Origin of the sequence: Alkalimonas sp. (assembly GCF_020831925.1) — a bacterium.
Classification (GTDB): domain Bacteria; phylum Pseudomonadota; class Gammaproteobacteria; order Enterobacterales; family Alteromonadaceae; genus Alkalimonas.
Genome location: NZ_JAFIFQ010000005.1, coordinates 93497 through 117360, shown reverse-complemented (window position 1 = coordinate 117360; position 23864 = coordinate 93497). Strand labels below are relative to the sequence as shown.

At 52.9% G+C, this 23864-nt stretch carries 22 protein-coding genes; 10 read left to right on the top strand and 12 right to left on the bottom strand.

Features of this window, described 5'->3' with window-relative positions:
- The first annotated feature begins 2 nt into the window (after window positions 1-2).
- The gene (locus JJU14_RS03460; RefSeq protein WP_228611210.1) at window positions 3-410 is read left to right on the top strand and encodes a DUF971 domain-containing protein; all 408 of its coding nucleotides are present in this window, start codon (window positions 3-5) and stop codon (window positions 408-410) included.
- Window positions 411-421: 11 nt separating this feature from the next.
- Here the strand turns inward: JJU14_RS03460 and JJU14_RS03455 are convergent, their stop codons facing one another.
- Window positions 422-1150 (bottom strand): transporter substrate-binding domain-containing protein, encoded by a 729-nt coding sequence (locus JJU14_RS03455; protein WP_228611209.1) that lies wholly within the window; start codon window positions 1148-1150, stop codon window positions 422-424.
- 59 nt (window positions 1151-1209) lie between these two features.
- Window positions 1210-3084 (bottom strand): methyl-accepting chemotaxis protein, encoded by a 1875-nt coding sequence (locus tag JJU14_RS03450; protein WP_228611208.1) that lies wholly within the window; start codon window positions 3082-3084, stop codon window positions 1210-1212.
- A 197-nt stretch (window positions 3085-3281) separates the two neighbouring features.
- Between JJU14_RS03450 and rraA the strand changes: the two genes are divergently transcribed.
- Both rraA and JJU14_RS03440 read left to right on the top strand, forming a co-directional pair.
- Complete coding sequence (gene rraA / locus JJU14_RS03445; RefSeq protein ID WP_228611207.1) at window positions 3282-3767, top strand: ribonuclease E activity regulator RraA; 486 nt, start codon at window positions 3282-3284, stop codon at window positions 3765-3767.
- A 3-nt stretch (window positions 3768-3770) separates the two neighbouring features.
- On the top strand, window positions 3771-4850 hold the full coding sequence (locus tag JJU14_RS03440) for a formimidoylglutamase (RefSeq protein WP_228611206.1): 1080 nt from the start codon (window positions 3771-3773) through the stop codon (window positions 4848-4850).
- Here JJU14_RS03440 and JJU14_RS03435 read toward each other — a convergent pair.
- Window positions 4798-6333 carry a GGDEF domain-containing phosphodiesterase gene (locus JJU14_RS03435; RefSeq protein WP_228611205.1) on the bottom strand — a complete coding sequence of 512 codons (1536 nt, stop codon included), beginning with the start codon at window positions 6331-6333 and terminating at the stop codon, window positions 4798-4800. The two genes, JJU14_RS03440 and JJU14_RS03435, sit on opposite strands and share 53 nt — an antisense overlap.
- Window positions 6334-6392: 59 nt before the next feature.
- On the bottom strand, window positions 6393-7619 hold the full coding sequence (hutI, locus tag JJU14_RS03430; protein WP_228611204.1) for an imidazolonepropionase: 1227 nt from the start codon (window positions 7617-7619) through the stop codon (window positions 6393-6395).
- A gap of 122 nt (window positions 7620-7741) precedes the next feature.
- Between hutI and hutC the strand changes: the two genes are divergently transcribed.
- Genes hutC through hutH form a run of 3 tightly spaced genes read left to right on the top strand, consistent with a single transcriptional unit; the run spans window position 7742 to window position 11688 of the window.
- Complete coding sequence (gene hutC / locus JJU14_RS03425) at window positions 7742-8467, top strand: histidine utilization repressor (protein WP_228611203.1); 726 nt, start codon at window positions 7742-7744, stop codon at window positions 8465-8467.
- Between the two features lie 2 nt (window positions 8468-8469).
- A complete protein-coding gene (gene hutU / locus JJU14_RS03420) occupies window positions 8470-10149 on the top strand; it encodes a urocanate hydratase (protein ID WP_228611202.1) in 1680 nt (559 codons plus the stop codon).
- Window positions 10150-10152: 3 nt separating this feature from the next.
- A complete protein-coding gene (gene hutH, locus JJU14_RS03415; RefSeq protein ID WP_228611201.1) occupies window positions 10153-11688 on the top strand; it encodes a histidine ammonia-lyase in 1536 nt (511 codons plus the stop codon).
- Between the two features lie 16 nt (window positions 11689-11704).
- Here the strand turns inward: hutH and JJU14_RS03410 are convergent, their stop codons facing one another.
- The gene (locus JJU14_RS03410; RefSeq protein ID WP_228611200.1) at window positions 11705-12367 is read right to left on the bottom strand and encodes a hypothetical protein; all 663 of its coding nucleotides are present in this window, start codon (window positions 12365-12367) and stop codon (window positions 11705-11707) included.
- A 29-nt stretch (window positions 12368-12396) separates the two neighbouring features.
- Window positions 12397-13398, bottom strand: coding sequence for a sialidase family protein (locus JJU14_RS03405; protein WP_228611198.1), 1002 nt, complete (start codon window positions 13396-13398; stop codon window positions 12397-12399).
- A 231-nt stretch (window positions 13399-13629) separates the two neighbouring features.
- Between JJU14_RS03405 and JJU14_RS03400 the strand changes: the two genes are divergently transcribed.
- Window positions 13630-15657, top strand: coding sequence for a methyl-accepting chemotaxis protein (locus JJU14_RS03400; RefSeq protein WP_228611196.1), 2028 nt, complete (start codon window positions 13630-13632; stop codon window positions 15655-15657).
- Here the strand turns inward: JJU14_RS03400 and JJU14_RS03395 are convergent.
- The 6 genes from JJU14_RS03395 to typA all read right to left on the bottom strand — a co-directional run bounded on the left by JJU14_RS03395 (window position 15613) and on the right by typA (window position 21361).
- Entirely contained in the window at window positions 15613-16263 is a 651-nt protein-coding gene (locus tag JJU14_RS03395; protein ID WP_228611195.1) for a hypothetical protein, read from the bottom strand. The genes JJU14_RS03400 and JJU14_RS03395 overlap by 45 nt on opposite strands.
- A gap of 121 nt (window positions 16264-16384) precedes the next feature.
- The gene (locus tag JJU14_RS03390; RefSeq protein ID WP_228611194.1) at window positions 16385-17194 is read right to left on the bottom strand and encodes an epimerase; all 810 of its coding nucleotides are present in this window, start codon (window positions 17192-17194) and stop codon (window positions 16385-16387) included.
- The gene (locus JJU14_RS03385) at window positions 17191-18096 is read right to left on the bottom strand and encodes a bifunctional GNAT family N-acetyltransferase/hotdog fold thioesterase (RefSeq protein WP_228611193.1); all 906 of its coding nucleotides are present in this window, start codon (window positions 18094-18096) and stop codon (window positions 17191-17193) included. The genes JJU14_RS03390 and JJU14_RS03385 overlap by 4 nt, the downstream gene beginning before the upstream one ends.
- 3 nt (window positions 18097-18099) lie before the next feature.
- Window positions 18100-18546 (bottom strand): D-aminoacyl-tRNA deacylase, encoded by a 447-nt coding sequence (gene dtd / locus JJU14_RS03380; RefSeq protein WP_228611192.1) that lies wholly within the window; start codon window positions 18544-18546, stop codon window positions 18100-18102.
- On the bottom strand, window positions 18543-19415 hold the full coding sequence (locus tag JJU14_RS03375) for a virulence factor BrkB family protein (protein WP_366914873.1): 873 nt from the start codon (window positions 19413-19415) through the stop codon (window positions 18543-18545). The genes dtd and JJU14_RS03375 overlap by 4 nt, the downstream gene beginning before the upstream one ends.
- Window positions 19416-19522: 107 nt before the next feature.
- Window positions 19523-21361 (bottom strand): translational GTPase TypA, encoded by a 1839-nt coding sequence (gene typA / locus JJU14_RS03370; protein WP_228611191.1) that lies wholly within the window; start codon window positions 21359-21361, stop codon window positions 19523-19525.
- A 26-nt stretch (window positions 21362-21387) separates the two neighbouring features.
- Between typA and JJU14_RS03365 the strand changes: the two genes are divergently transcribed.
- The 3 genes from JJU14_RS03365 to JJU14_RS03355 all read left to right on the top strand — a co-directional run bounded on the left by JJU14_RS03365 (window position 21388) and on the right by JJU14_RS03355 (window position 23790).
- Window positions 21388-21723 carry a hypothetical protein gene (locus JJU14_RS03365; protein WP_228611190.1) on the top strand — a complete coding sequence of 112 codons (336 nt, stop codon included), beginning with the start codon at window positions 21388-21390 and terminating at the stop codon, window positions 21721-21723.
- Entirely contained in the window at window positions 21708-23114 is a 1407-nt protein-coding gene (gene glnA / locus JJU14_RS03360; RefSeq protein WP_228611189.1) for a glutamate--ammonia ligase, read from the top strand. The genes JJU14_RS03365 and glnA overlap by 16 nt, the downstream gene beginning before the upstream one ends.
- 157 nt (window positions 23115-23271) lie before the next feature.
- The gene (locus tag JJU14_RS03355; protein ID WP_228611188.1) at window positions 23272-23790 is read left to right on the top strand and encodes a DUF4124 domain-containing protein; all 519 of its coding nucleotides are present in this window, start codon (window positions 23272-23274) and stop codon (window positions 23788-23790) included.
- Window positions 23791-23864 lie beyond the last annotated feature (74 nt).

The window sequence follows — 23864 nt, the reverse complement described above, 5'->3', positions numbered from 1 at the left end:
CCATGACCAACACCGCTCTCGTGCGCAAGCTGCATTATCACAAACGCAGCAAGCAGTTGGAACTGCACTTTGCCGATGGCAGCAGTGCCAGCCTTTCGGCCGAGTTTTTACGGGTGCACTCCCCCTCGGCCGAAGTGCAGGGCCACGGCAATCCGGTGTTGGTGGTTGGCAAGCAACAGGTTGGCATTGAGCGACTTGAGCCAAGTGGCCATTACGGGGTACGGATTTGCTTTGACGATGGCCATCAAAGCGGTATCTACCGCTGGCCCTACCTGCAGCAGCTTGCCAGTCAACAAAACGAGCTGTGGCAGCAGTATCAGCAACGACTGGCAACTGCCAAAAAGCAGCAAGACAACGTCCCCATTCGCTTTATTGATGCTGCAAACAGCAGCATAGACCACTCAAACTAACTTGGCGGCCATCAGTCCGGTGGCCCGGCTTCTATCTCTTGCCGATCACCGTACAACCGTTGCCAGGCTTGCTGCAAGCGTCCCACCAAGGCTGCATTGGTTGTCTTGCTGGCTGCCAGGTATACATCCGCCCGCGACGCCGGGATAGGCAGCAGCACCTGTACAGCTTCACCAGGCAGTTGATAGGGTTTTAGTAATTCCGGCAACAGATGGGGGTTCTCCACCACCGCATCGACCCGGCCATTCATTAACAGCTGCAGCGCCTCATCAGTGCTGGCGGTGTAAAACACATCCAACTGTCCGGCTTGGGGTAAGCTCTGCAACATGGATACGCCCGTATGGTTGCGTGGCAATGCCAATGACAAACTTTGCTGTTGCGACAAGCGCTGATTCAATGAGACCAACTGACCCGTTCTCACCAAAACAGCCAACTCAAAACTGGCAATGCGGCCAATCCAGCGAAACTCTGATTCCCGCACTTCAGTGCGCGCTATCGCATAAATCAGCACATTGGATTCAGTTTGGGCCAGCTGATACGCTCTGGCCCAAGGGTACATCGCGAATTCAGCCTCTAGACCCGCTTCTGACAGCAGTCGACGTACCCAGTCGGTATTGCTGCCAGACACCACCCCATGCTCCAGCGTCTGATAAGGGCTCATCGGGGTTGTCACCGCTTTTAACGGCTCCGCCTGACTCCAGCCAAACAGCGCCATACCAACAGCCAACAGCAATATGCGCATCGCATCGTCCCTAATTCAGTGCATGCCATGACTATAGAGCTGTCCCGAAAAAAGTCAACTCAGGCTTTGAAGCGATCCACCGTCTGATGCAAGCGAGCCGCCTGCATCGCCACTTCCTCACTGATCTCCGCATTGTGCTGGGCATGCTGATAGGACTGCACCGAAATATCGCGAATTTTCACCACATTCTGGTTCACCTCGGCGGCCACCTGGCTCTGCTCTTCAATGGCTGCCGCTATCTGGGTGGTCATATCCATGATGCCACTTAAATCCTCGGTGATTTGCTCTAGCAATTTTCTGGCTAACTGAGCCTGCTCAGCACTGGAGAGCCCCTGCTCACGGCAATGCAGCATCACCTGCACAATGTCCTGAGTTCGTCCCTGCAAGCCACCAATGATCTGCTCAATTTGCCGCGTTGATTCCTGGGTGCGCATGGCCAGGTTCCGCACCTCATCTGCCACCACAGCAAAACCACGGCCCTGCTCTCCTGCCCGGGCCGCTTCAATAGCGGCATTAAGCGCCAGCAAATTGGTTTGCTCAGCAATACCACGGATCACATCCAGTACCGAGCCAATGGTCTGGCTGTCTTGCTCCAGTGCTTCGACCACTTGCGTCGCATCCTGCAGCTCTGCCGATAAGCGCTGAATACCGGCGACGGTTTTTTCCACCTCCTGCTGGCCATGCTGGGCATTGTCGTTGGTGCTGCTGGCTCGGCTGGCGGTGCTTTCGGTATTGCCGGCAATCTCATTGATAGTCGCGCCCATTTCGGTGACTGCGGTCGCCACCATATCGCTTTCCTGCTGTTGCAACTGCATCCCATCGCTGGTTTCATTGGTGGATTTAGCCAGTTGCTGAGTAGCGGTATCCAGCATTTCCAGTGCCTGATTGACGTTATTGATTAAGTCTTGAAAGTCGCCAATCATGCCATTCACGTCGGTAGCCAGCTGAGTCATTTCATCCTTGCCTTCCACCTGAATACGCTGCCTAAAATCATTGTCACGCCGGATCAGACCTACGGTCTGACACACCGCCAGGATCGGCTGCAAAATGCTGCGGCTGGTTAAAAACACCAGGCCAAGTACCACGAAGAGCACGAGCAGAAAGAAACTTAGCGCCAGCCACTGGGTACGGGCAACCGCAGCGGCGATGGCCTGACCGGTGGCCTCAGATAATTGCTGCAAGCTTTGCTCGGTGGCATGAATAGCCCGGCGCATCTCGCCCTGCAAACCCGAGTTTTGATCAAGCCCTGCTTGCTGATAAGCCGATACCAGATTGGAAAACGCCTGCTGGTAATCCGCTAACAATTGAAGCACTTGCTGACGGCTTGCTGCATCGACAATGCCAATCTGAATGGCACGCTGCAAGCTTTGGGCATCCTGTCCAAAGCGCTGGTAATAATCAGCATCCCGCCGTAACAAAAAGTCCTTTTCGTGCCTACGTAGCTGCAGCAACTGCGCCATCAGGCGATCATCCGAGCGCTGTTGAATGATGTGTTCGATTTGCTGTGCAGTCCGCCGCAACTCACCTTGCAAACCCTCAGCAGGGGTTAACCCCATCAGCTGATATTGCCGCACCAAAGCAGCAAAGCTGTGCTGGTACCGTTCTGTCAATTGGCTGAACTCCTGCAGTGGTCCCCGATCAATGCCATGGCGCTGCAGGTTTGCATCCAGACTGTTGGCCAATTGCTGCATACCACTGTAGTGTTGCTGCATCCGCTCCAGATAACGAGCCTCATACCGAAGCAAAAAGTCTTTTTCATGACGGCGAAACATCAACACATCGGTATTCAAACGCTGCACACTCTCCTGCGCCTGAGCAAGGCTAGTCAACTGACTGCTTTGATAAAACAACAGCCACAACATCACCAACATTGCCAGCACCAAGGCAATTCCATTGGCCATCAACCGCTGTTTAATACTAAATTGTCGAAACATAATCTCTCCAGTCAGAGCACTCCTTAGTTCATCAACAAGAATAGTGAGTAATTTCTGATACTGCCCGAAAATCAAAGAAAAAATTGATGCACTACTAAGATTCTGCAGATAAAGGACAAACTGCCGAGATAAGCGCTTGAGCTGTCACACAGGCCAGTTATACTATGGTTACCCGCGCTGTTCATCCGGAGCCACCCATGGAATACAATACCTCTGAATTATCCGATCTCTACGCCGACTCAATCGATGTGGTCGAGCCCATCTTCAGCAACTACGGCGGCCGTCGCTCATTTGGGGGCCAGGTTCGGACCGTCAAGTGCTTTGAAGACAATGGCCTGATTCGTCAGGTGCTGGCTGAGTCAGGTATTGGCAAGGTGCTGCTGATCGATGGCGGTGGTTCTACCCGCCGTGCTTTGCTGGATGCCGAACTAATTTCATTGGCCAATAGCCAGGGCTGGGAAGGTATTGTCTGTTATGGCTGTGTGCGGGATGTTGATGCGCTGGAAGACTTTGATGTCGGGGTGCAGGCCATTAATGCCATCCCGGTAGGCGCTGATGATAAAGGCTTTGGCGAACTGGATGTACCGGTGAACTTTGCCGGCGTTACCTTTTTACCCGACGATCATCTCTATGCCGATAATACCGGCATTATTTTATCGCCCGATCCACTGGATATCGAATAAATCATGGCTCTGCTGCGCTTCCAGGCCGATCAGCTCCAGGCCTTGTTCAACACCCGCCCAAAGGAGCAACGGCAGGGCCAGCATCTGCTGCTGCTGGATAAAGCACTGCCGCTCACAGAGGCATTGCAACAAGCCCGGCAGCAGGGCACTCGCTTTGCTCTGCTGGGGATACCGGAAGATATTGGCCCCAGAGCCAATCTTGGTCAAGGCGGTTCAGACCTTGGCTGGCAGGCTTTTCTGCGCAGCTGGCTCAACCTGCAGGCCAATCAGTTTACAGAAACTGCCGGCCCAATTTTACTGGCCGGTGAGGTGGACTGTGCTGATTTACAACTACAAAGTCAGACGCTGGATAGCAGCAAGCCAGAACAACTGCAGCAGTTAAGACAGCTTTGTACCGAGCTCGATCTGCGAGTAGAGCAAGCCATCCAGCCTTTATTTGATGCAGGCTTTGATGTGATGGTGATTGGTGGTGGTCACAACAATGCCTACCCCATCATCAAGGCGTTGGCCACGCACACCGCCATGCCTGTCAACTGCGCCAACCTGGACCCCCATGCGGATTTCAGGGCGCTGGAAGGACGTCATAGTGGCAACGGCTTTAGCTACGCCAAAGCAGAGCAATTGCTGGGGCAGTATTTTGTGCTTGGTCTGCACGAGTTAAAGAATAACAGAGACAGCCTTACTGCGCTGCAGCAAGCAGGCGCTGAGTTTATCAGCTTGCAAAAGTTAAGTCCCAGGCTAGAGCTTTCCTTTGCCGAGGCTTTGGATCAATGCGTTGATTTTATTGCCAACTCGAACGGGGCTATCGGCATTGAGCTCGATACCGACAGCATTGAGCTGATGCCAGTTAGCGCCTTTACCAGCAGTGGATTGTCAGTGCAAGCAGCCGAGCAATACGTCTACCAACTGGCCCAGCTGCCTCGCTGCCGCTATCTTCACCTGGCAGAAGCTGCACCCGTTCGGCACCCAGCAGGGCAAGCTGCTGGCATGCAGCATGCCGGTCAGGTGCTCGCAGGTTTATGTTATGCGTTTATTCAGGCGAGAGCTGCGCTGCCGGACCAGACGATTGCTGCCACTGTTTAAGCCAAGGCTGCAATCCTGCTAACTCGAAGGGCCGGGAATAATAAAATCCCTGCCCCCTTGTACAGCCCATCCGCAGTAATTTTTGCTCCACCATCTCTTCTTCAATACCTTCGGCAACAACCCCTAAGCCAAGGTTCCTGGCGATATCGATAATGGCACCAGCGATGGCAATATGGGTATCACTCTTATGCAAGTCATTGATGAAGCTACAATCAATCTTGACATGACTGATAGGCAGCTGACGCAAATAAAACAGCGAAGAAAAGCCAGTGCCAAAATCATCCAGCGCGAGCTCAACGCCAAGATTATGAAAGCGCTGAAGCATGGTAAGCGCTCGCACTGGATCATCGCTTAAAGCCCGCTCGGTTAGCTCCAGCACCAAACTGGCCGGTTTGACCTGGTATTCCAGCAACAAGCCTTGCAGATAATCCACCAACTCATCCTGCAACAGATCTTTGCTGGATAAGTTGACCGCCAACTTCATAGCCGGAAACTCAGCTTTTAATGAAGCCAGACTAGCAACGGCATGTTGAAGAACCCATTCAGTCAGTGAATAAATCACGCCCAGTTGCTCAGCAGTCTCCAGAAAATCTTCCGGCGGCAACAAACCAAGTCGAGGGTGCTGCCAGCGCACCAGCACCTCTGCAGCCAGAAGTTTTCGCTGTTTCAGTTCGATTTGCGGCTGTACATATAACAGCAATTGGTTTTGCTCAATACCCTGCCGTAACTCGGCCATAAAACGGAGCTTGTCATCACTGTAGTTGAGTAAGGAAGGATCAAACATCGCCGTATCCGGCGCTTGCCAGCGGTGATGTTGCATTGCCAGATAAGCGCGCTCCAGCAATTCATTCAACTGACTGCCATGGTCAGGGTAACAGGCAATACCGCTGACCAACTGGTAATTCATCGCACTGCTATGCAGCATCAGTGGTTGCGCTACCAATTGTTCGACTTGCTTGGCCAATTGCTCAGCCAGATAAGGTTTAGCCGTCACATCAGCCCAGGCCATAAAATCAACCCCGCCCAGATGGCATAACCGGACAGCTTTTTGCTCACGCCACTCCAGGCAAAGTAAGGCCTCGTGCTGATGCAGCTGTTCATTGATTCGATGCGCCAGCTGCATCAGCAGCAAATTGCTGTTCTGATAACCCAAGGCTTCGTTAATTTGTTCAAACTGAGTGACTTTAAACAGCAGTAACGCAAAACGTTTACCCTCTGATTGTTGCAACAACGGCTTTAATTGTCGGCGCAACAGTTCCTTATTTGGATAACCACTGATTTCATCATGCAGCAAGGTATGCTCAGGCGCGGTCGCCGGTTGTTGCCGACGCAGTTGTTGCTGCAGCACCCGGATCCGCCATAACAGCAACAGGATCACAACAACCAGCGCCAAGGGCCACCACAATAACCAGGCCGGAACAGTCGCTGTTTCGGCGATTGTCGGCAAAGGGCTTACCAGCAAGCAGGCAGTTAAAAAGCGCATTTTTTACAACTCAGTAGCATTCATTCGCCTAGCATAGCTGCTTTCACCTAATTGTAAAGTCAGTGCTTATTGGGTATCGACAGGCCATCAATCACCAATTGCCGCAACACATTCACCCCTTGCTGATACACCAGCTCAGCCGGTTGTTCGATAGCATAGCAGCCAAAGTTTGCCCGCTTTCCCAGCGCCAAGGTTCCAACATCGTGTAAGGCAAGCGCTTTGGCGGCATGGTGTGTTACCCCCAACAATGCTTCTTCCGGCGTTAAGCCAAACAGAGTGCAGGCCATATTCAGCATCAGGGGCAAATTACAAAAAGGCGAAGTGCCCGGGTTCAAATCCGTTGCCACCGCCATCGGCACCTGATAACGACGTAGCAGTGCTATCGGCGGTAGCTGGGTTTCTTTTAAAAAGTAATAAGCGCCGGGCAGCAAAACGGCGACCGTGCCAGCCTGAGCCATTGCCTGCACCCCGGTTTCATCCAGATACTCGACGTGATCGGCCGACAAACCGCCAAACTCAGCTACCAAAGCACTGCCGCCCAGATTGGACAACTGCTCGGCATGAGCTTTGACTGGCAACCCCAGGGCCCGGGCAGTTTCGAACAGGCGGCGGCTTTGTGCCACACTAAAGCCAATGCCCTCACAAAACACATCAACTGCATCTATCAGTCCTTCGTGGCGCAGCTCAGGTAGCATGCTCTGGCACAGGTAATCAATGTAGGCATCGCTGTCAGCGAATTCCGGCGGTAAAGCATGGGCGCCCAGAAAAGTCGTATGAATACGGATCGGGTACTGTTTATCCAGCGCACGGGCGACCCGCAGCATTTTGCGCTCTGTTGCCAGGTCCAGTCCATAGCCGGATTTAATTTCCACCTCGGTGACACCCTGTGCCAGCAAGGTATCCAGCCGGCGCTGACCCAGCTCAAACAGCTGCTGCTCTGTGGCTTGTCGGGTAGCCTGCACAGTGGAACGGATACCACCACCGGCTTTGGCAATCTCCTGATAACTTGCACCCTGTAAACGCAGTTCAAACTCGTTGGCCCGGCTACCGCCATAAATCAGGTGCGTGTGGCAATCGATCAGTCCAGGCAGCAGCCATTGACCACCAGCATCATGCACAGCCGTACAGGAGGTATCAAAGGCCGGCAAAGCACTTTGTGGCCCCAACCAGGCAATGCGACCATCCTTCACTGCCAAGGCGCCATTCTCAATGGCACCATAAGGCCCTAGCTCTGTTTGCATGGTGGCCAGGTTGGCATTAAGCCAAACCGCATCAAATTCTGTCATGGCATTGCTTCCTACATTCGTTGCCTGTTGCTGATAAAAATAGTGTACCGCAAAAACTTGTATATACAACCAAGATCGGCTATTTTTATTAGCACCAGTCGCAATCCACGGATAGTCACCGCATGGCCGTCGCAAAATTTGCCGAAATCAAAGATTTTATGCTGACCCAGATTGAAATCGGCGCCTGGCCGGAGCACAGCCGGGTACCGTCTGAAAACGAATTGGCCGAGCAGTTCTCGGTCAGTCGGATGACAGCGCGCCGTGCCTTGCAGGAACTGACCGAGCAAGGCATTTTGTATCGCACCCAGGGTGTTGGCAGCTTTGTCGCCGCGCTTAAGTCGCAATCCTCTTTGCTGGAAATTCGCAACATCGCTGATGAAATTCATAGCCGTGGCCACAGTTACCGGGCGCAGTTACTGCAACTGACCGAATTGCCCTGCCCGGCTACCGTAGCCGCCGCCCTAGGCTTAAAACACAACGAGCGGGTGTATTTTTCGCTGATTGTGCACTTTGAGGATCAGCTGCCGCTGCAGCTGGAAGCCCGTTACGTCAATCCACGGCAAATCCCGGAGTACATCCAGCAGGATTTCGCCCACATCACCCCCCACCTGTATTTGAGCCAGGTGGCACCGCTGACCGAAGCCGAGCATACCGTTGAGGCGATATTGCCCGACAGCTTCACCTGTCAGCATCTGCAGTTAAAAAAACCGGAAGCCTGCCTGCGCTTAACCCGTCGCACTTTTAGCCGCGATGGCGCTGTCAGTCTGGCTTATCTTACGTCTCCCGGCAGTCGTTACCGGCTGGGAGGCCATTTAAATTTCGCGCCAGCAGGCGCAACGAGGAGCTAATCATGTCTGATCCACGTTTAGATACCACCCGGGTGATCCGGGCCACTACAGGGCCTGAGAAAACCGCCAAAAGCTGGCTGACCGAAGCGGCCAAACGCATGCTGATGAACAACCTGGACCCGGATGTAGCCGAGCACCCGCAATCGCTGGTGGTGTACGGGGGTATCGGCCGGGCAGCACGTGACTGGGCCTGTTTTGATAAAATTGTCGAAGTGCTGGACAGACTGGAAGACGACCAGACCCTGCTGGTACAAAGCGGCAAACCGGTGGGCGTGTTCCCGACCCACCCGGATGCGCCACGGGTGCTGATTGCCAACTCTAATCTGGTACCGGCCTGGGCCAACTGGGAGCATTTTAACGAGCTGGATAAAAAAGGCCTGATGATGTACGGCCAGATGACTGCAGGCTCCTGGATTTACATTGGCTCGCAAGGCATTGTGCAAGGTACTTACGAGACCTTTGTCGCCATTGCCAAACAGCACTTTAACGGCGATGCCAGTGGCAAATGGATCCTGACCGGCGGCCTGGGCGGCATGGGTGGTGCCCAGCCACTGGCTGGAACCATGGCAGGCTTTCATATGATTGCCTGTGAGGTGGATGAAAGCCGCATTGATTTCCGCCTTCGTACCGGCTACGTCGATGTCAAAGCCACCAGCCTGGATCAAGCCTTAGCGCTGTTAAAGCAAGCCAAAGCATCCGGTAAGCCAACCTCCATTGGTTTGCTGGCCAATGCCGCCGATGTATTCGCCGAGCTGGTAAAGCGCAACATCATTCCGGATGTGGTGACCGATCAGACCTCAGCGCATGACCCTTTGAACGGTTATCTGCCGCAAGGCTGGAGCATGACACAAGCAGCGGAGCAGCGGCTGCAGGATCCCAAGGCAGTAGTGAAAGCCGCCAAACAATCGATGGCGGTGCAAGTACAGGCCACGCTCGATATGCAAAGCAAAGGTGCTGTTGCGGTGGATTATGGCAACAACATCCGCCAGATGGCGCAGGATGAAGGCGTACAGAATGCCTTTGACTACCCAGGCTTTGTGCCAGCTTACATCCGGCCTTTGTTTTGTGAAGGCATAGGCCCGTTCCGCTGGGTAGCCCTGTCCGGCGATCCGGAAGATATTTATAAAACCGACCAAAAAGTGAAAGAACTGATCCCGGACAATCCACAGCTGCACCACTGGCTGAATATGGCGCGCGAGAAAATCCATTTCCAGGGTTTGCCAGCCCGTATTTGCTGGATTGGTTTAAAAGATCGAGCCCGGGTAGCATTGGCCTTTAATGAGATGGTGAAAAGCGGCGAATTAAAGGCCCCTGTTGTCATTGGCCGCGACCACCTGGACTCCGGCTCGGTCGCCAGCCCAAACCGTGAAACCGAAGCCATGCTGGATGGCTCGGATGCTGTCTCCGATTGGCCACTACTAAATGCGCTGCTCAATACCGCTGGCGGCGCCAGCTGGGTTTCACTGCACCATGGCGGTGGCGTTGGTATGGGCTACAGCCAACACTCAGGCGTAGTCATTGTGGCCGATGGCACCGAAGCTGCCGCCAAACGGCTTGGCCGGGTGCTGTGGAACGATCCGGGTACCGGCGTGATGCGCCATGCCGATGCCGGTTACGACATTGCCCAAAACTGCGCCCGTGAGCAAGGGCTGGATTTACCGATGCTGAGCACCAAGGAGTAAGCCATGACCACCCCATTTATCGTAACACCCGGCCAGCTCAGCCTGAGCCAGTTGCGCCAGCTGTGGCAAACTGACCAAGCCATTGCGCTGGATAAATCCGCCTACCCGGCCATTGCCGCCTCGGCCAAAACCGTGGCCGAAGTGCTGGCCAAAGGCAAAACCGTCTATGGTATCAATACCGGCTTTGGCCTGCTGGCCAATACCAAGATTGCACCGGATCAACTGGAACTGCTGCAACGCTCTATCGTCTTGTCGCATGCAGCCGGTTATGGTGAGCTGATGTCCGACCAAACCGTGCGGTTGATTATGATCCTGAAAATCAACTCGCTGGCCCGTGGCTACTCCGGCATTCGTCAGGAAATTATCGATGCAATGATTGCCATGGTAAATAAAGGCGTTTATCCATGCATTCCAGCCCAGGGCTCCGTCGGCGCCTCCGGCGATCTGGCCCCGCTGGCACACATGGTGCTGCCATTGATTGGCGAAGGAGAAGTGCGTTATCAGGGTAAGCAGCTACCGGCCCAAGAAGGGCTGAAACTGGCTGGCCTGCAGCCGGTAGTTCTGGCCGCAAAAGAAGGGCTGGCTCTGCTAAACGGTACCCAGGCCTCTACTGCACTGGCGCTGGAAGGCTTATTCAAAGCCGAGGATTTGTATGCTGCGGCCAGCGTGATTGGCGCACTTAGCGTGGAAGCAGCTCTTGGCAGCCGGGCCCCGTTTGATGCCCGCATTCATGCCATCCGTGGCCAGCAAGGCCAGATTGATGCCGCTAGCGTGTACCGTCATTTGCTTGCTGAGCGCTCCGAGGTTGGCGACTCACATCAGGACTGCGAAAAAGTGCAGGACCCTTACAGCCTGCGTTGTCAGCCCCAGGTGATGGGCGCTTGCCTGACGCAAATCCGTCAGGCCGCTGTGGTGCTGGAAACCGAAGCCAATGGCGTCACCGACAACCCGCTGGTGTTTGCCGATGAGGGCGATATCCTGTCCGGCGGTAACTTCCATGCCGAGCCGGTGGCGATGGCAGCCGATAACCTGGCACTGGCTATTGCCGAAATCGGTTCTTTGTCCGAGCGCCGGATGGCGCTGCTGATTGATGCCAGCCTGAGCAAACTGCCAGCCTTTCTGGTCAACAACGGCGGTGTCAACAGCGGCTTTATGATTGCCCAGGTCACCTCTGCTGCTTTGGCATCCGAGAACAAATCCCTGGCCCACCCAGCCAGTGTCGATAGCCTACCGACTTCAGCCAATCAGGAAGATCACGTCTCCATGGCCACTTTCGCTGCCCGGCGCCTGGCCCAAATGGCCGACAATACCCGCGGTGTATTGGCCGTCGAGTACCTGGCTTCGGTGCAGGGACTGGATTTTCGTGCACCGCTTAAATCCACCGAGCGGCTGGAGCAGGCCCGGGCACTCTTGCGTGACCAGGTCAGCTTTTATGCCGAAGATCGCTACTTCGCACCGGATATCAAAGCCGCTGCCGAGCTGCTGGCTAGTGGCCGCTTAAGTAAGCTGCTGCCTGCGGCCATGCTGCCCAGCCAGTAAGTGCGTCTGGTACTAACTAGTACCGCACCCCATGCACCAGGCTGCAAGCCGGCAGCCGCACTGGGGTGCTTAGCGGTAGCAAGCGGGTAATAGCCGCCTTGCCAATGGCATCGCGGCTATCACTGCGCTCTATCTGGTAATAAAAATTCAGGTAGGTCTGCTCCTGATACAGCTGCAGATAAGGGTAACCGGTAAGCCGCCAGTTCGCCTGAAAGGACGGGTACGCCGGGTTGTCGCTTTCAAACACCATGCGGCCATCTGGCTGCAAGTTAAGCCGGTAATCAAAGTCACAGTCTTCGGCACTGTACGAATGCGCAACATCCATCGCGGTGCGGCCACCATGCACCTGTACCCCGGCCGGCACCAGAAAAAGTCCCACATTGTCCCGGGTAAACCACTGATTTGACTCCACCAGCAAGCGGTTGTCGCGCAGATGCCAACCGGTGTCATCCAGCGCTTGCTGCAACCGGCTGGCTGTTGCCTCTGGGTTTCGCATCATTGGCGAGTAGATCAGGGTGTTTTCACTGACCCGCGCCGGAAATGGATGCTGATTCAGTTCCACCCGCAGCCCTTGCTGCTGCAATGCCGAGACCAACTCACTGGTCTGCTTCTCATCCAGATAACGATGGTTCAGATGGACGGTAGGTTGAGCGCAGCTCACTAACAGCAACAGCGGCATCAGCGCGCACCACCTCAGGTAGTAACGCATTATTCGGCTACCGCCACAGACTCAGGGCAAGTTGGGGCTTCCCTTTCCAGCCACATCAGGCTTAGATTGCCCTCTTGTAAATCATCCGTCTGCTGAATAAAGGTCAGTAATAGACCTTGGCTGGTATGATGCACCGTGCTTTTGGCAGCGTGCACCTGCTCAGAGGAAAGCAGCTCTTCTACTGAGCCAAAGGTTAGCTCGGGTGTCACACAGGTCCGGTAAAGCCCTAAACGCTGATTCTCGCCCTTTGCTGAGTAATAAATATCAAGATTGCCATCCAGCCGCTTCACCGGGCTTAGATCATGGATATCCCCCTGCTGGGGCAGTGATGCCATGTCAGACCAACTATGCCCTTGATCAGATGAGACCTGCAACCGCCCCCCCATTTCGGTGATGGAAGGACCATTTTGGTAACTGACCAGCACAGTCCCATCGGCAAAACTGGCACTGGCAGGCATGGTCCCCACCGCAAACTGAACCGGCTCCCCAAAGGTAATACCGTCCTGCGAGCGACTAAAAAACAATTGGCTACGCCCGGCTCGGTACACCATCCCCAAACTGCCATCCTGCAATGCCACCACTCGGGCGATGGAATAAGCCCCATAATTGCCCGGTAATACAACGGGTTCAGCAGCTTTTAGGTTGGCTACGGGTGCTCGTAGCCATTGCGCCTGAGTACCCCAAAAACGAGCAGACACCATATAATATAGAAACTCCTGCCCCTCAAACTCAACGACAGAAGGGGAGGAGACAAAGTCGTAATCCGCGGTTGTGGTCAACGCCAGCGTTTCAGGCTGGCGATTAGCCAGTGCCAGCTGACGAATGATGGAAAAGCTAACCTCTAGATCTGAACGACCATAGAACAGGCTTTGTTGCTGATGGCTAAAAGCAGTCACAAAGTCCTGCCCTTGGCCCTGCTCAACGCTTTGCCACTCTGGCTCGACTGCCCTCACAGCCGGGCTAAAAAGTCGAATCGCCAGCACCAGGGTAACAGCGAACATGAACAATGCTTTGCACAACAAGGGATGACCAGCCACAGATAGCATCACTCAAAATTAACAGAAGAGGCAACAATAGCAGTAACATAAAAACAAAATCAAGCCATGATTAACGACTGCAATGCTTTTCATTCCTCGGATACTGAGCAATGGGTTCTGGCTAGACCAGTTGTGCAAAGTTTGCTAAGGTCAGAACCAGCTATAATAAAAATTCAAATAAGCTGAGACCTTTTCATGACACTGACCATTGCGCATCGCATCATCCTTGGATTTGGCTTGATTGTCCTCTTGCTGGTAGTGGCCAGCGGCTCCGCTCTGCTGAGCTTTCTATCAATAGAAGAGTCAACCCGCAACGTTAATGAGCGTGCCATACCCACCCAACAACTGAGTAATCAGGCACAAATCCAGTTACTGAGTATGGCCAATGCCAGCGCCCAGGGCTTTTCAACCGAACAACCAGCGCTGATCAGTCAACAGCAACAGCTCTTTGCTCAGGCCGATCGTGACCTGCAGCAGTTGTTGCAACAAGCAGCAGAGCTGACAGAACAACATAGCGAGCTGCAACTGGCCCTGCAAAAAGCCGAACAACAAAGCAGTGCCTACCGCCAATCCGTGCAACAAATGTTTGCACTTCGATTGGAAGTTGAACAAAGCCGGGATGAGGTACTGGCTTTGTTTCAGCAATTGGAGCAAAAACTCGATGCTCTCGGTGCCTTGCTGCTGGATTTATCCTATCTGGATGGTGCCGATAGCGAGACCCTGGAACTGGTTGAAGGTACCGCAGGTCGTATTGACGGCCAGTTGCTTGGCTTGATCAACACCTTACGAGAAGTGGCGAATGCCAGCGAGCTGGGCCAGTTACAACGCAGCGAAGATAACATCAGCTTTGCCTTTAGCGATATGCAGGTCAATATCGATTATTTGGCTCAGTTGGTGGCACAGATTGACACCGGTGGGCTTTGGTCGGATTTCCAGACACAGCTGCAACAACTGGAGCAAAGCCTGCTGCAAGAGCAGCCGTTGCTGCGCCTGCAACTGCAGCGGCTAACCCAGCAACAAAACGCGCGCCAGCATTTAAACCAGGCCGAGCTGGAATTCAGCAATGGCATCACAGCCTTGCAGCAAATGGCCAGTGCGGCCGATCAGCAGGTTAATCAACTGCAGCAGGCGGTTAGCCGCACCATTTCACAAGGCAACTGGCGCAATGTCATCATTTTGTTGGTGCTTATTGTGCTGGCGACAGTCATTGCCTGGGTCACCATCCGCGCCATGCTGCAACCGCTGGCTAAAATAAATCAGGTGCTAGGGGTGATGGCACAGGGCGATCTAAGCCAGCGCCTTACCATTCAACGCGATGATGAGTTTGGTAAATTGGCTGGTAACGTCAATCAACTGGTGGAAGCACTCAGCAGCCTGGTGCAGCGCATTCAAAACTATGCCAGCGAACTAAACCAAAGTTCGCAGCGCTCCGGCATGGATGTACAAGATATCCGAGAAGCACTGCAACAGCAAACCAGCCAAATCGCCAGCATTAACTCCAGCACGCATCAGCTTAGCGAACAAAGCCAGCACATCACCAAGCAGGCTGAGCAGGCAGTGCTAGAGATGCAGCAAGGGATGCAGCATAACAAAGAGGTGCATCAGCTGTCCGAGCAAAGCAATCAGCGTATTGGTCACCTGGCAAAACAGCTGCACAGCATCGATGAACTGATGCAGCAGGTCAATGCGCAAACCAAGCAAATTGGCAGCATTCTGGATACCATTGGCAGCATTGCCGAGCAAACCAATCTGTTGGCACTGAATGCAGCTATTGAAGCAGCCAGAGCCGGTGAGCAGGGCCGCGGCTTTGCGGTGGTTGCCGATGAAGTCCGCACTCTTGCGGGGCGCACCCAGCAAGCGACCAATGATATTCAAACCATGATAGAAACCTTGCAGCAAGGCACCAAAGCAGCCGTACAAGCGGTGCAGCAAGGCAACACAGATGCCAGTCAGTGTGTTGAAGAAAATCAGGCATTACTGCAAGCATTACAGCATATTCACCATGCCATCACTCAGATGCACGGCATCAATGCCAGCATCGCAGATGCCACAGCCATGCAGCTAAGTCAGGGCGAGCAAATCAGTCAGTCGATGGAAGTGGTGGTACAGCTGGCGCAAAACAGTACCGAAAAAGCCAGCAGCACCATGGCACATAGCCAGGATGTCACAAGGCTGGCATCAGAACTGGAGCAGGCCAGTTCGGCTTTCCGTTTGCGTCAGTAGAGCAGAGCGGCCGCTAAAGCCCTGCTCCAACATATCCGGCTGGTATTCAAGCAACTCAATATTGGCTTCGCGGGCGAAAATACGTTCCTGGCTGGTAAAACCCTGAAAACTAACTAGCATTCCCTGTCGACAATCATGACTGAGCATCTGCTGGAAGCGTTCACGTAAGCACTCCATCGAGACCATATTCTCAGCATCGGGATGAAAGTACACCAGGGTTTTTCCGGCCTTACTGTGCCAGAAAAATACTTCGTTATCGTCATTACAGACGGGTTCAATGGCACCTTGTTGTTGCAGTTGTTGTTTTAGGCGGCTGAAAAAAAATTCCTGCTGCTCGAATCGATTCTGTTCACGTTGAAATCGTTTCGGAAGTGCCAACCAACGGTTGCCTGAGTCCATTTCGATAAAAGCGATCAAATTAAACATCAAAGCCGACACAAACAGCAGGACAAACGCCCACAACAGGAAAGTGGACCAAAACTCTGATAACACCAGAGCTGACTGGGAAAATACGATGGAGTGTTCTGAAAACAACAAGAACAATGCACCTGCTGCTATCCCTAGCAAGGTACTGATGGTAGACAACAACAACCATTGACTGCGCATAACAACTCAACCTTGAGTGGCAAATACTGTGAGTGTGAGTATGGGGTGTTAACGGGTACTAGTCCTGACAAAAGCCTGATAAAAGTCCGATAAAGTCACTAGCGACCTGATAAATGTGTGTTTAGGAGCACTCAAGCAGCGCATGCAACGCAGATGGGTAACAATAGTCAAAGGGCAACTGTCGGCTAATACGATGAGCCAGCACCCGGCGCTGACTGGAACCAGCTGCACCAACTGTAAGCGCCGGAAGCTGCAACAGCGCCCTGGCTTGCTGATAAAACTGCTGGCGTGTGACCAAGTCCGGACAGCTCAAATTGTACAGCGCCGGCCAGGCTTGCTGCTGCAGAATAACCCGTACAGCCTCAATCACATCGTGACTATGCACCATATTCACCGGAGCATCTGGGTCATCCAACACGCCACTGCGCAGAAAGTTGCCTGGGTGTCGGCCAGGCCCGAACAAACCAGCAAGCCGCAAGGTACAGGTTGGCAAGGCTTGCTGTAGCAGTTGTTCACCTTGATACAGTAACTGCGCTTTGGCATCATTTACGGCCAGTTGACTTTGCTCATCGACTTCATCACTCAGGCCATTGTAAGCGCCGGTAGAACTAAAGTGCACACAAGCCAGGCTATTGGCTGCCTGCATCAGCCTGGCCAAAGACTGTAGGCTATCCAGATAACCAGCCCCACCCTGTTTACGCCAACCTGGTGTAATGGCAGATATCACCACCGCTTGCTGAAACTGATCCAATAACTTTGCCGAAAATGGCAGTGACAGCGGCAGCCTCAGCACCTGGCCTGAAACAGAGCCCGGTAGCTCTGCTAAAGCGGCCTCAGACTGGCGGGTGACCAATAGCTGGTGGCCATCCTGCTGCAAAACCGGCAGCAGTTGCCGTCCGAGCCAACCGCAACCCAGCAAAACAACTTTCATTGGGCTCTCCGTGGCAGCAGCGCCTTGTAATGGCCTTCAAACAAAGCCACCACCTTATCTGCGCTTAGCAGCTCTACCTTGATACGTTGACTGGCATGTCGCCCCTGGTTCAGTACCGATAAATCCCCTTTGGCGCTGAGCATGGAACAACGCGCTTGCGGAGTCTGTTGCATCGGCTTGAGATAACGAATATGTCCATCGGCTAGTACCAGATCGGCTTGTATTGACAACGCTTGCAATTGCAAATGCAGCAGGCCCCAGCCCGTCAGTGTGGCAAGGCTGTAAAGGCTGCCGGCAAACATGGTGCCGTGCAGGTTTATATTAGGTTCAAGCGGTGCCTGACAGCACAGCTCGGTGCCATCAAAGGTCACAATCTCTAATTGCATAAAGCGACTAAGCGGTATTTGCTGATGCCAGTTTTGTTGCAACTGTTGGCAACGAAGCTGCCAGTCTTCAGCAGATCCTGGCAGACGCAAATAACGTTGCATGCGGTAATGCGCAATACCAAACTGGCTGGCTGCTTCTTGCTGCATGCTGTACCCAAGCCGCTGATAAAAACCCAAGGCAGTGTCGCGAGCATTCAGCACCACCTGGGAACAACCAAGCGCCAACGCCTGCTGCTCAAGCTCCGTCAGCAAACGGGCACCAAGTTGCTGGCCCTGATATGCCGGGTCCACGGCCATGTAACGAACTTGCGCCTTACCATCATCCAGCTGATGCAAGCGAGCCACGCCGATCAGGCGATCTCCGTCCATCAGCATGCGATGATGGCTCTGATGCTCCAACTCATCACGTTCTGACCCAAGAGGCTGCTGCCAAGGGGCTCTTAGCTGTTGCCAACGGAACTGATAGTATGCCTGCCAGTCGGCGTCATTTCGCGGGATGTGCATGCGAATGGCCATGGTTTACCCGCTTTTGCTTTCAAGTAAAAAGGTCACAGGGCCATCGTTGACTAATGCTACCTGCATATCGGCCGCGAAACGACCACAGGCCACGTTCAGATTATGCTCTTCGCAACGCTCGATAAAGTGCTGGTACAAACGCTGTGCCTGTTCTGGCACGGCAGCTTGAGAAAAGCTGGGTCTGAGGCCCGTGTTGGTATCAGCTGCCAGCGTAAACTGCGAAACCACCAGCAACTGGCCTTTCACCTGCTGCACATTCAGATTCATTTTACCGTTGTCATCGCTAAACACCCGGTATTTACAGACCTTATCCGCCAGAAGCGCCGCACTAAGCTCCGAATCCGCCTGCTCGACCCCCAGCAGCACCAACAGGCCCTGTTCAATCTGCGCAATTTGCTCCCCAGCCACGCTAACATTGGCACTACGCACCCGCTGAATTAAGGCTTTCATTCACAGCATTCCTCCGTTTCACTGGCTTCATCCTTAGTAAGCTGCTCCCAGTCTTTCAGATAGGCGGTCAGCTCAGCACCCACCAAGACCACCAGCCAGCTCAGATAGACCCACAAAAATAGGATTGGGATCAAGGCCATGGCTCCATAGATCACCTGATAGGATGGGAAATGAGTGATATAAAGCGCAAAGCCATACTTCAACAGTTCAAACAACAGCATGGCCAGCAAGCCACCAAAGAAAGCATGCCGGATCCGGACCTTGGTATTAGGCACCACCAAATACAAAATACAAAATGCCAGCCAGGACATCAGATAAGGGACCAGCCCTAACAAGAAACTGGACAAACCGGGCGTGAAGTCATCAGCAAAGCGGGTCAGGGTCACCAGGTAGGAGCTAACCGCAATGGAAGTGCCAAACAAAATAGGGCCGAGTGTCAGGATCATCCAATAGATAGAAAAGGAGATCACCGGACGGGGTCGCTTATTGATGCGCCAGATTTTATTCAGGGTTTTATCAATGTTATGGATCAGCAGCAGCGCTACCACGATCAACGCTGTAATACCAACAGCGGTCATGCCACGGGTATTGCCGATAAATTCATTCACATAGTCTTTGATTTCATCACCGCGCGACGGCACCACATTGGCATAAAGCAGGCCCTCCATGCTTTGGCGAAACTCCGCAAACATGGGAAAAGCACTTAACATGGAGAACATCACGGCAATAAAGGGCACCAGCGATAACAAGGAAATATAGGCCAGGTACCCGCCAACCAGATTGATCTGATCCTGCTGACAACGCTGAATATAGCCTTTGATAAATAAATGGCTGGTATGAATACACTCTCGCCACTTGATTGCCTGCACCAGACCACTCCTTTGCATGAGGTTAGCGTCCATAGTATAAAAAAAGCCGGAAACTGACCAGCAGTTCCCGGCTCTTCAAGCCTTCTTTACCTTAAATCAGGCTATCATTAGGCACCTGACTGACGACTGGCACGTTTGCGGTCGTTTTCGGTCAGGTGACGCTTACGGATACGGATCGAGGCTGGAGTCACTTCTACCAGCTCGTCATCGTCAATAAACTCCAGCGCCTGCTCCAGCGTGAAGCGAATCGGCGGAACCAGGTTAATGGCTTCATCGGTACCCGATGCCCGTACGTTGGTCAGCTGCTTGCCTTTTAAGCAATTCACCGTCAAATCGTTGCTGCGGCTATGAATCCCAATGACCTGACCTTCATAGACTTCTTCGGCATGGCCGATGAACATCCGGCCGCGCTCCTGCAAGGAGAAAATGGCGTAACCAGCCGCTTTACCCATAGCATTGGCGATCATCACACCATTATTACGCAGACCAATGGTACCGCCTTTGAATTCACCGTAGTGATCGAAGCTGTGGTACATCAAGCCTGTACCAGAGGTTAAAGTAATGAACTCGGTACGGAAACCAATCAAACCGCGACTAGGCACCACGAAATCCATCCGTACCCGGCCTTTACCATCTGGCTGCATATTGGTCATTTCTGCCTTACGCTCACCCATTTTTTCCATAACAGCACCCTGATGCGACTCTTCACAGTCGATGGTCAGTTGCTCGTACGGCTCCATTTTGACGCCATCCACAGTTTTCATGATCACTTCCGGCCGCGATACGGCCAGTTCAAAACCTTCACGACGCATGCTTTCAATCAGTACACCTAAGTGCAGTTCACCACGACCGGAAACACGGAATTTATCACCATCTTCGGTTTCCTGAACCCGCAGCGCCACGTTGTGTTTCAGTTCATTTTGCAGACGCTCTAAAATCTGGCGTGAGGTGACAAACTTGCCTTCTTTGCCAGCAAAAGGCGAGGTGTTCACCTGAAAAGTCATGGTCACGGTTGGCTCATCAACCGTTAAAGCAGGTAAGGCTTCTACTGCAGATGGTGCACAAATGGTATCGGATATTTTCAGTTCACCCAGGCCGGTAAAGGCGACAATATCACCAGCAGTCGATTCGGTGGTATCAATCCGCTCCAGTCCGAGGTAACCAAAAACCTGACCAACTTTGCCATTGCGCTTTTTGCCATCAGCACTGACGATGGTCACCTGCTGGTTAGGGCGCAAGGTACCACGCTTTATCCGGCCGATACCGATGATGCCAAGGTAGCTGGAGTAGTCCAGCTGAGAAACTTGCAGCTGGGTGTCACCTTCCGGATCCACATCCGGCGGTGTCACATTATCCACGATGGCCTGGAACAATTCGGTCATGTCGGTTTTTGGCTCGTTATGATCCAGCGTTGCCCAACCATTCAAAGCCGAGGCATAGACAATCGGGAAATCCAGCTGCTCATCGGTCGCCCCCAGGTTATCAAACAGGTCGAAGACCTGATCAATCACCCAATCCGGCCGGGCACCAGGACGGTCGATTTTGTTTACCACGACGATAGGCTTCAAACCATGCGCAAAGGCTTTTTGGGTCACAAAACGGGTTTGTGGCATGGGGCCGTCTACAGCGTCCACCAACAACAGCACCGAATCGGCCATTGAAAGTACGCGCTCCACTTCACCGCCAAAGTCGGCGTGACCAGGGGTATCCAGGATATTGATGTGGAAACCGTTCCAGCGAACTGAAGTGTTTTTCGCCAGAATAGTAATACCACGCTCTTTTTCCTGATCATTCGAGTCCATCACCCGCTCTTGCAGTTTGGCACGTTCATCAAAGGTGCCGGATTGCTGCAGTAGTTTATCTACCAGCGTGGTTTTGCCGTGGTCAACGTGCGCAATAATGGCAACATTACGTAGTTTCTGAATATCGGTCGCGGTAACGCTCATGCTTTCTCTTTCCTCTGTGGCACCCTGTGACCGTCAACGTGACCACCAGGCAAACAACAAACTCTTTAAATAAGGGCGCATATTCTACTCTGTTTCGCGTCAAAGAAGAAATAAACTCGGATTTTTTTCCCGTTGGCGCCCAAAGCGCCCTGCTGGAGGTCAGAATTGTGCTAGGCTGGTATGCACCAGCATGGAGAATGGTCGCACCACACTGGTGCGCCATGGCAGTGCAGAAGCATAAAGTAAGTTTTATCTATTTGATTTTAAAGGCACTGAATGAATGGCACATATCTGGCATCTATTTGGTCGATGAAAAATTTTCCTATGGAACCAACTGGAGGAACCCATGGCTGCATCTATAATGAAGATGATTGAAGAAAACGAAGTTAAATACGTCGATTTACGTTTTACCGACACCAAAGGCAAAGAGCAGCACGTCACCGTGCCGGTTAGCCAGATTTCGGAAGATTTTTTTGAAGACGGTAAAATGTTCGACGGTTCTTCCATCATGGGCTGGAAAGGAATCAACGACTCCGACATGATCCTGATGCCAGATCCGGAAACCGCCGTGATGGATCCTTTCTTTGAAGAAAGCACCCTGAATATCCGCTGCAACGTCATTGAGCCAGGTACTATGCAGGGCTATGATCGTGATCCACGCTCCATCGCACTGCGCGCTGAAGAATACCTGAAATCAACCGGCATCGCCGATACCGTGCTGTTTGGCCCAGAACCAGAGTTCTTTATGTTCGACGACATTCGTTTCCACACCGATATGTCGGGCTCATTCTTCAAAATCAACGATGGCGAAGCTGCCTGGAACTCAGGTGCCGAGCTGGCTGATGGCAACAAAGGCCACCGTCCACGCGTGAAAGGCGGTTACTTCCCACTACCTCCGGTTGATTCATCACACGATATCCGTAGCGCCATGTGTACGGTGCTGGAAGAAATGGGCCAGGTGGTGGAAGCCCATCACCACGAGGTCGCCACGGCAGGTCAGAACGAAATTGCTACCCGTTTCAATACCCTGACTAAAAAAGCAGATGAAGTGCAAACTCTGAAGTATGTGATCCACAACGTAGCGGACATTTACGGCAAAACCGCCACCTTTATGCCAAAACCATTGTTTGGTGATAACGGCTCTGGTATGCACTGCCACCAGTCACTGGCCAAAGACGGCGTCAACTTGTTTGCCGGCGACAAATACGCAGGCCTGTCTGAAATCGCCCTGTACTATATTGGCGGTATCATCAAGCATGCCCGCGCTATCAATGCATTTACCAACCCGTCGACTAACTCGTACAAGCGTCTGGTGCCACATTACGAAGCTCCGGTGATGTTGGCTTACTCAGCCCGCAACCGCTCCGCTTCGATTCGTATTCCGATGGTACCAAGTGCCAAAGCGCGTCGGATTGAGTGCCGTTTTCCGGATCCGGCAGCCAACCCTTACCTGGCCTTTGTTGCCCAGTTGATGGCCGGTTTGGATGGCATTCAGAACAAAATCCATCCTGGCGATGCGATGGATAAAGATCTGTACGACTTGCCAGCAGAAGAAGCAGCCAATATTCCACAGGTTGCTACCTCACTGGATCAGGCGCTGGATGCACTGGATGCCTCACGCGAAATCTTCACCAAAGGCGGTGTGATGTCAAACGACATGATTGATGCCTACATCGCAATCAAGCGGGAAGAAGCGCGTCGGGTCAATATCGCCATTCATCCACTTGAATTCGAGCTGTACTACAGCGTCTAAGTCCTCTCCTTTGCTTTAAGCCCGCCAACCGGTGGGCTTTTTTCTGCCGATATCCTGGCAACAGGTCCTGCCTGCACAACAAATCTGGTCAAATGATGAAAACAGGCGTACAGTTAATGAAGAAAGGTTGACCAAATCAGCGACAGGATCCAACACCGTGATAACACGACTACTCACCATTGTGGTTTTGCTTCTGCTGTGTTTACCCATGCCAACAGACGCCAATGGCAAAGTTTATGTCTGGCGTGATGCCAATGGCGTGCTGGTGTTTTCCGACAGCCCCAAACCTGGCGCTGAAGAAGTCAATCTCACCACCCGGATCAACCTGATGGAGGCTACCGAGCCATTTCGGCCACAGCAACAAGAAAAGACGACTCCTTTCACCATTGAAATTACCAATCCCGAGCAGGAAGCGACTATTCGCGACAACACTGGCACTGTTCATATCACCGGGCGTGTACTACCCCGCTTTACCCGTGGATTCCAGGTCGCACTTAAGGTCAATGGCAGCCGTTACGGCGCCCCGCAAACTAGCACTACCTTCGTGCTACGCGATCAAGACCGCGGTGAATATCAGCTGCAAATGGAGCTCCTTGATCAAAGCGGCAAGCAAATTGCACTTAGTGAGATCATCACCTTTTATTTGCATAGAGCAACGGTGATATCCCCTAGATAGGGCATTTGTGATGCATTTTTCAGCGGACTGACGTACACTGGCATCGCAAATGCACCATAATGGTGCGTGAGGAT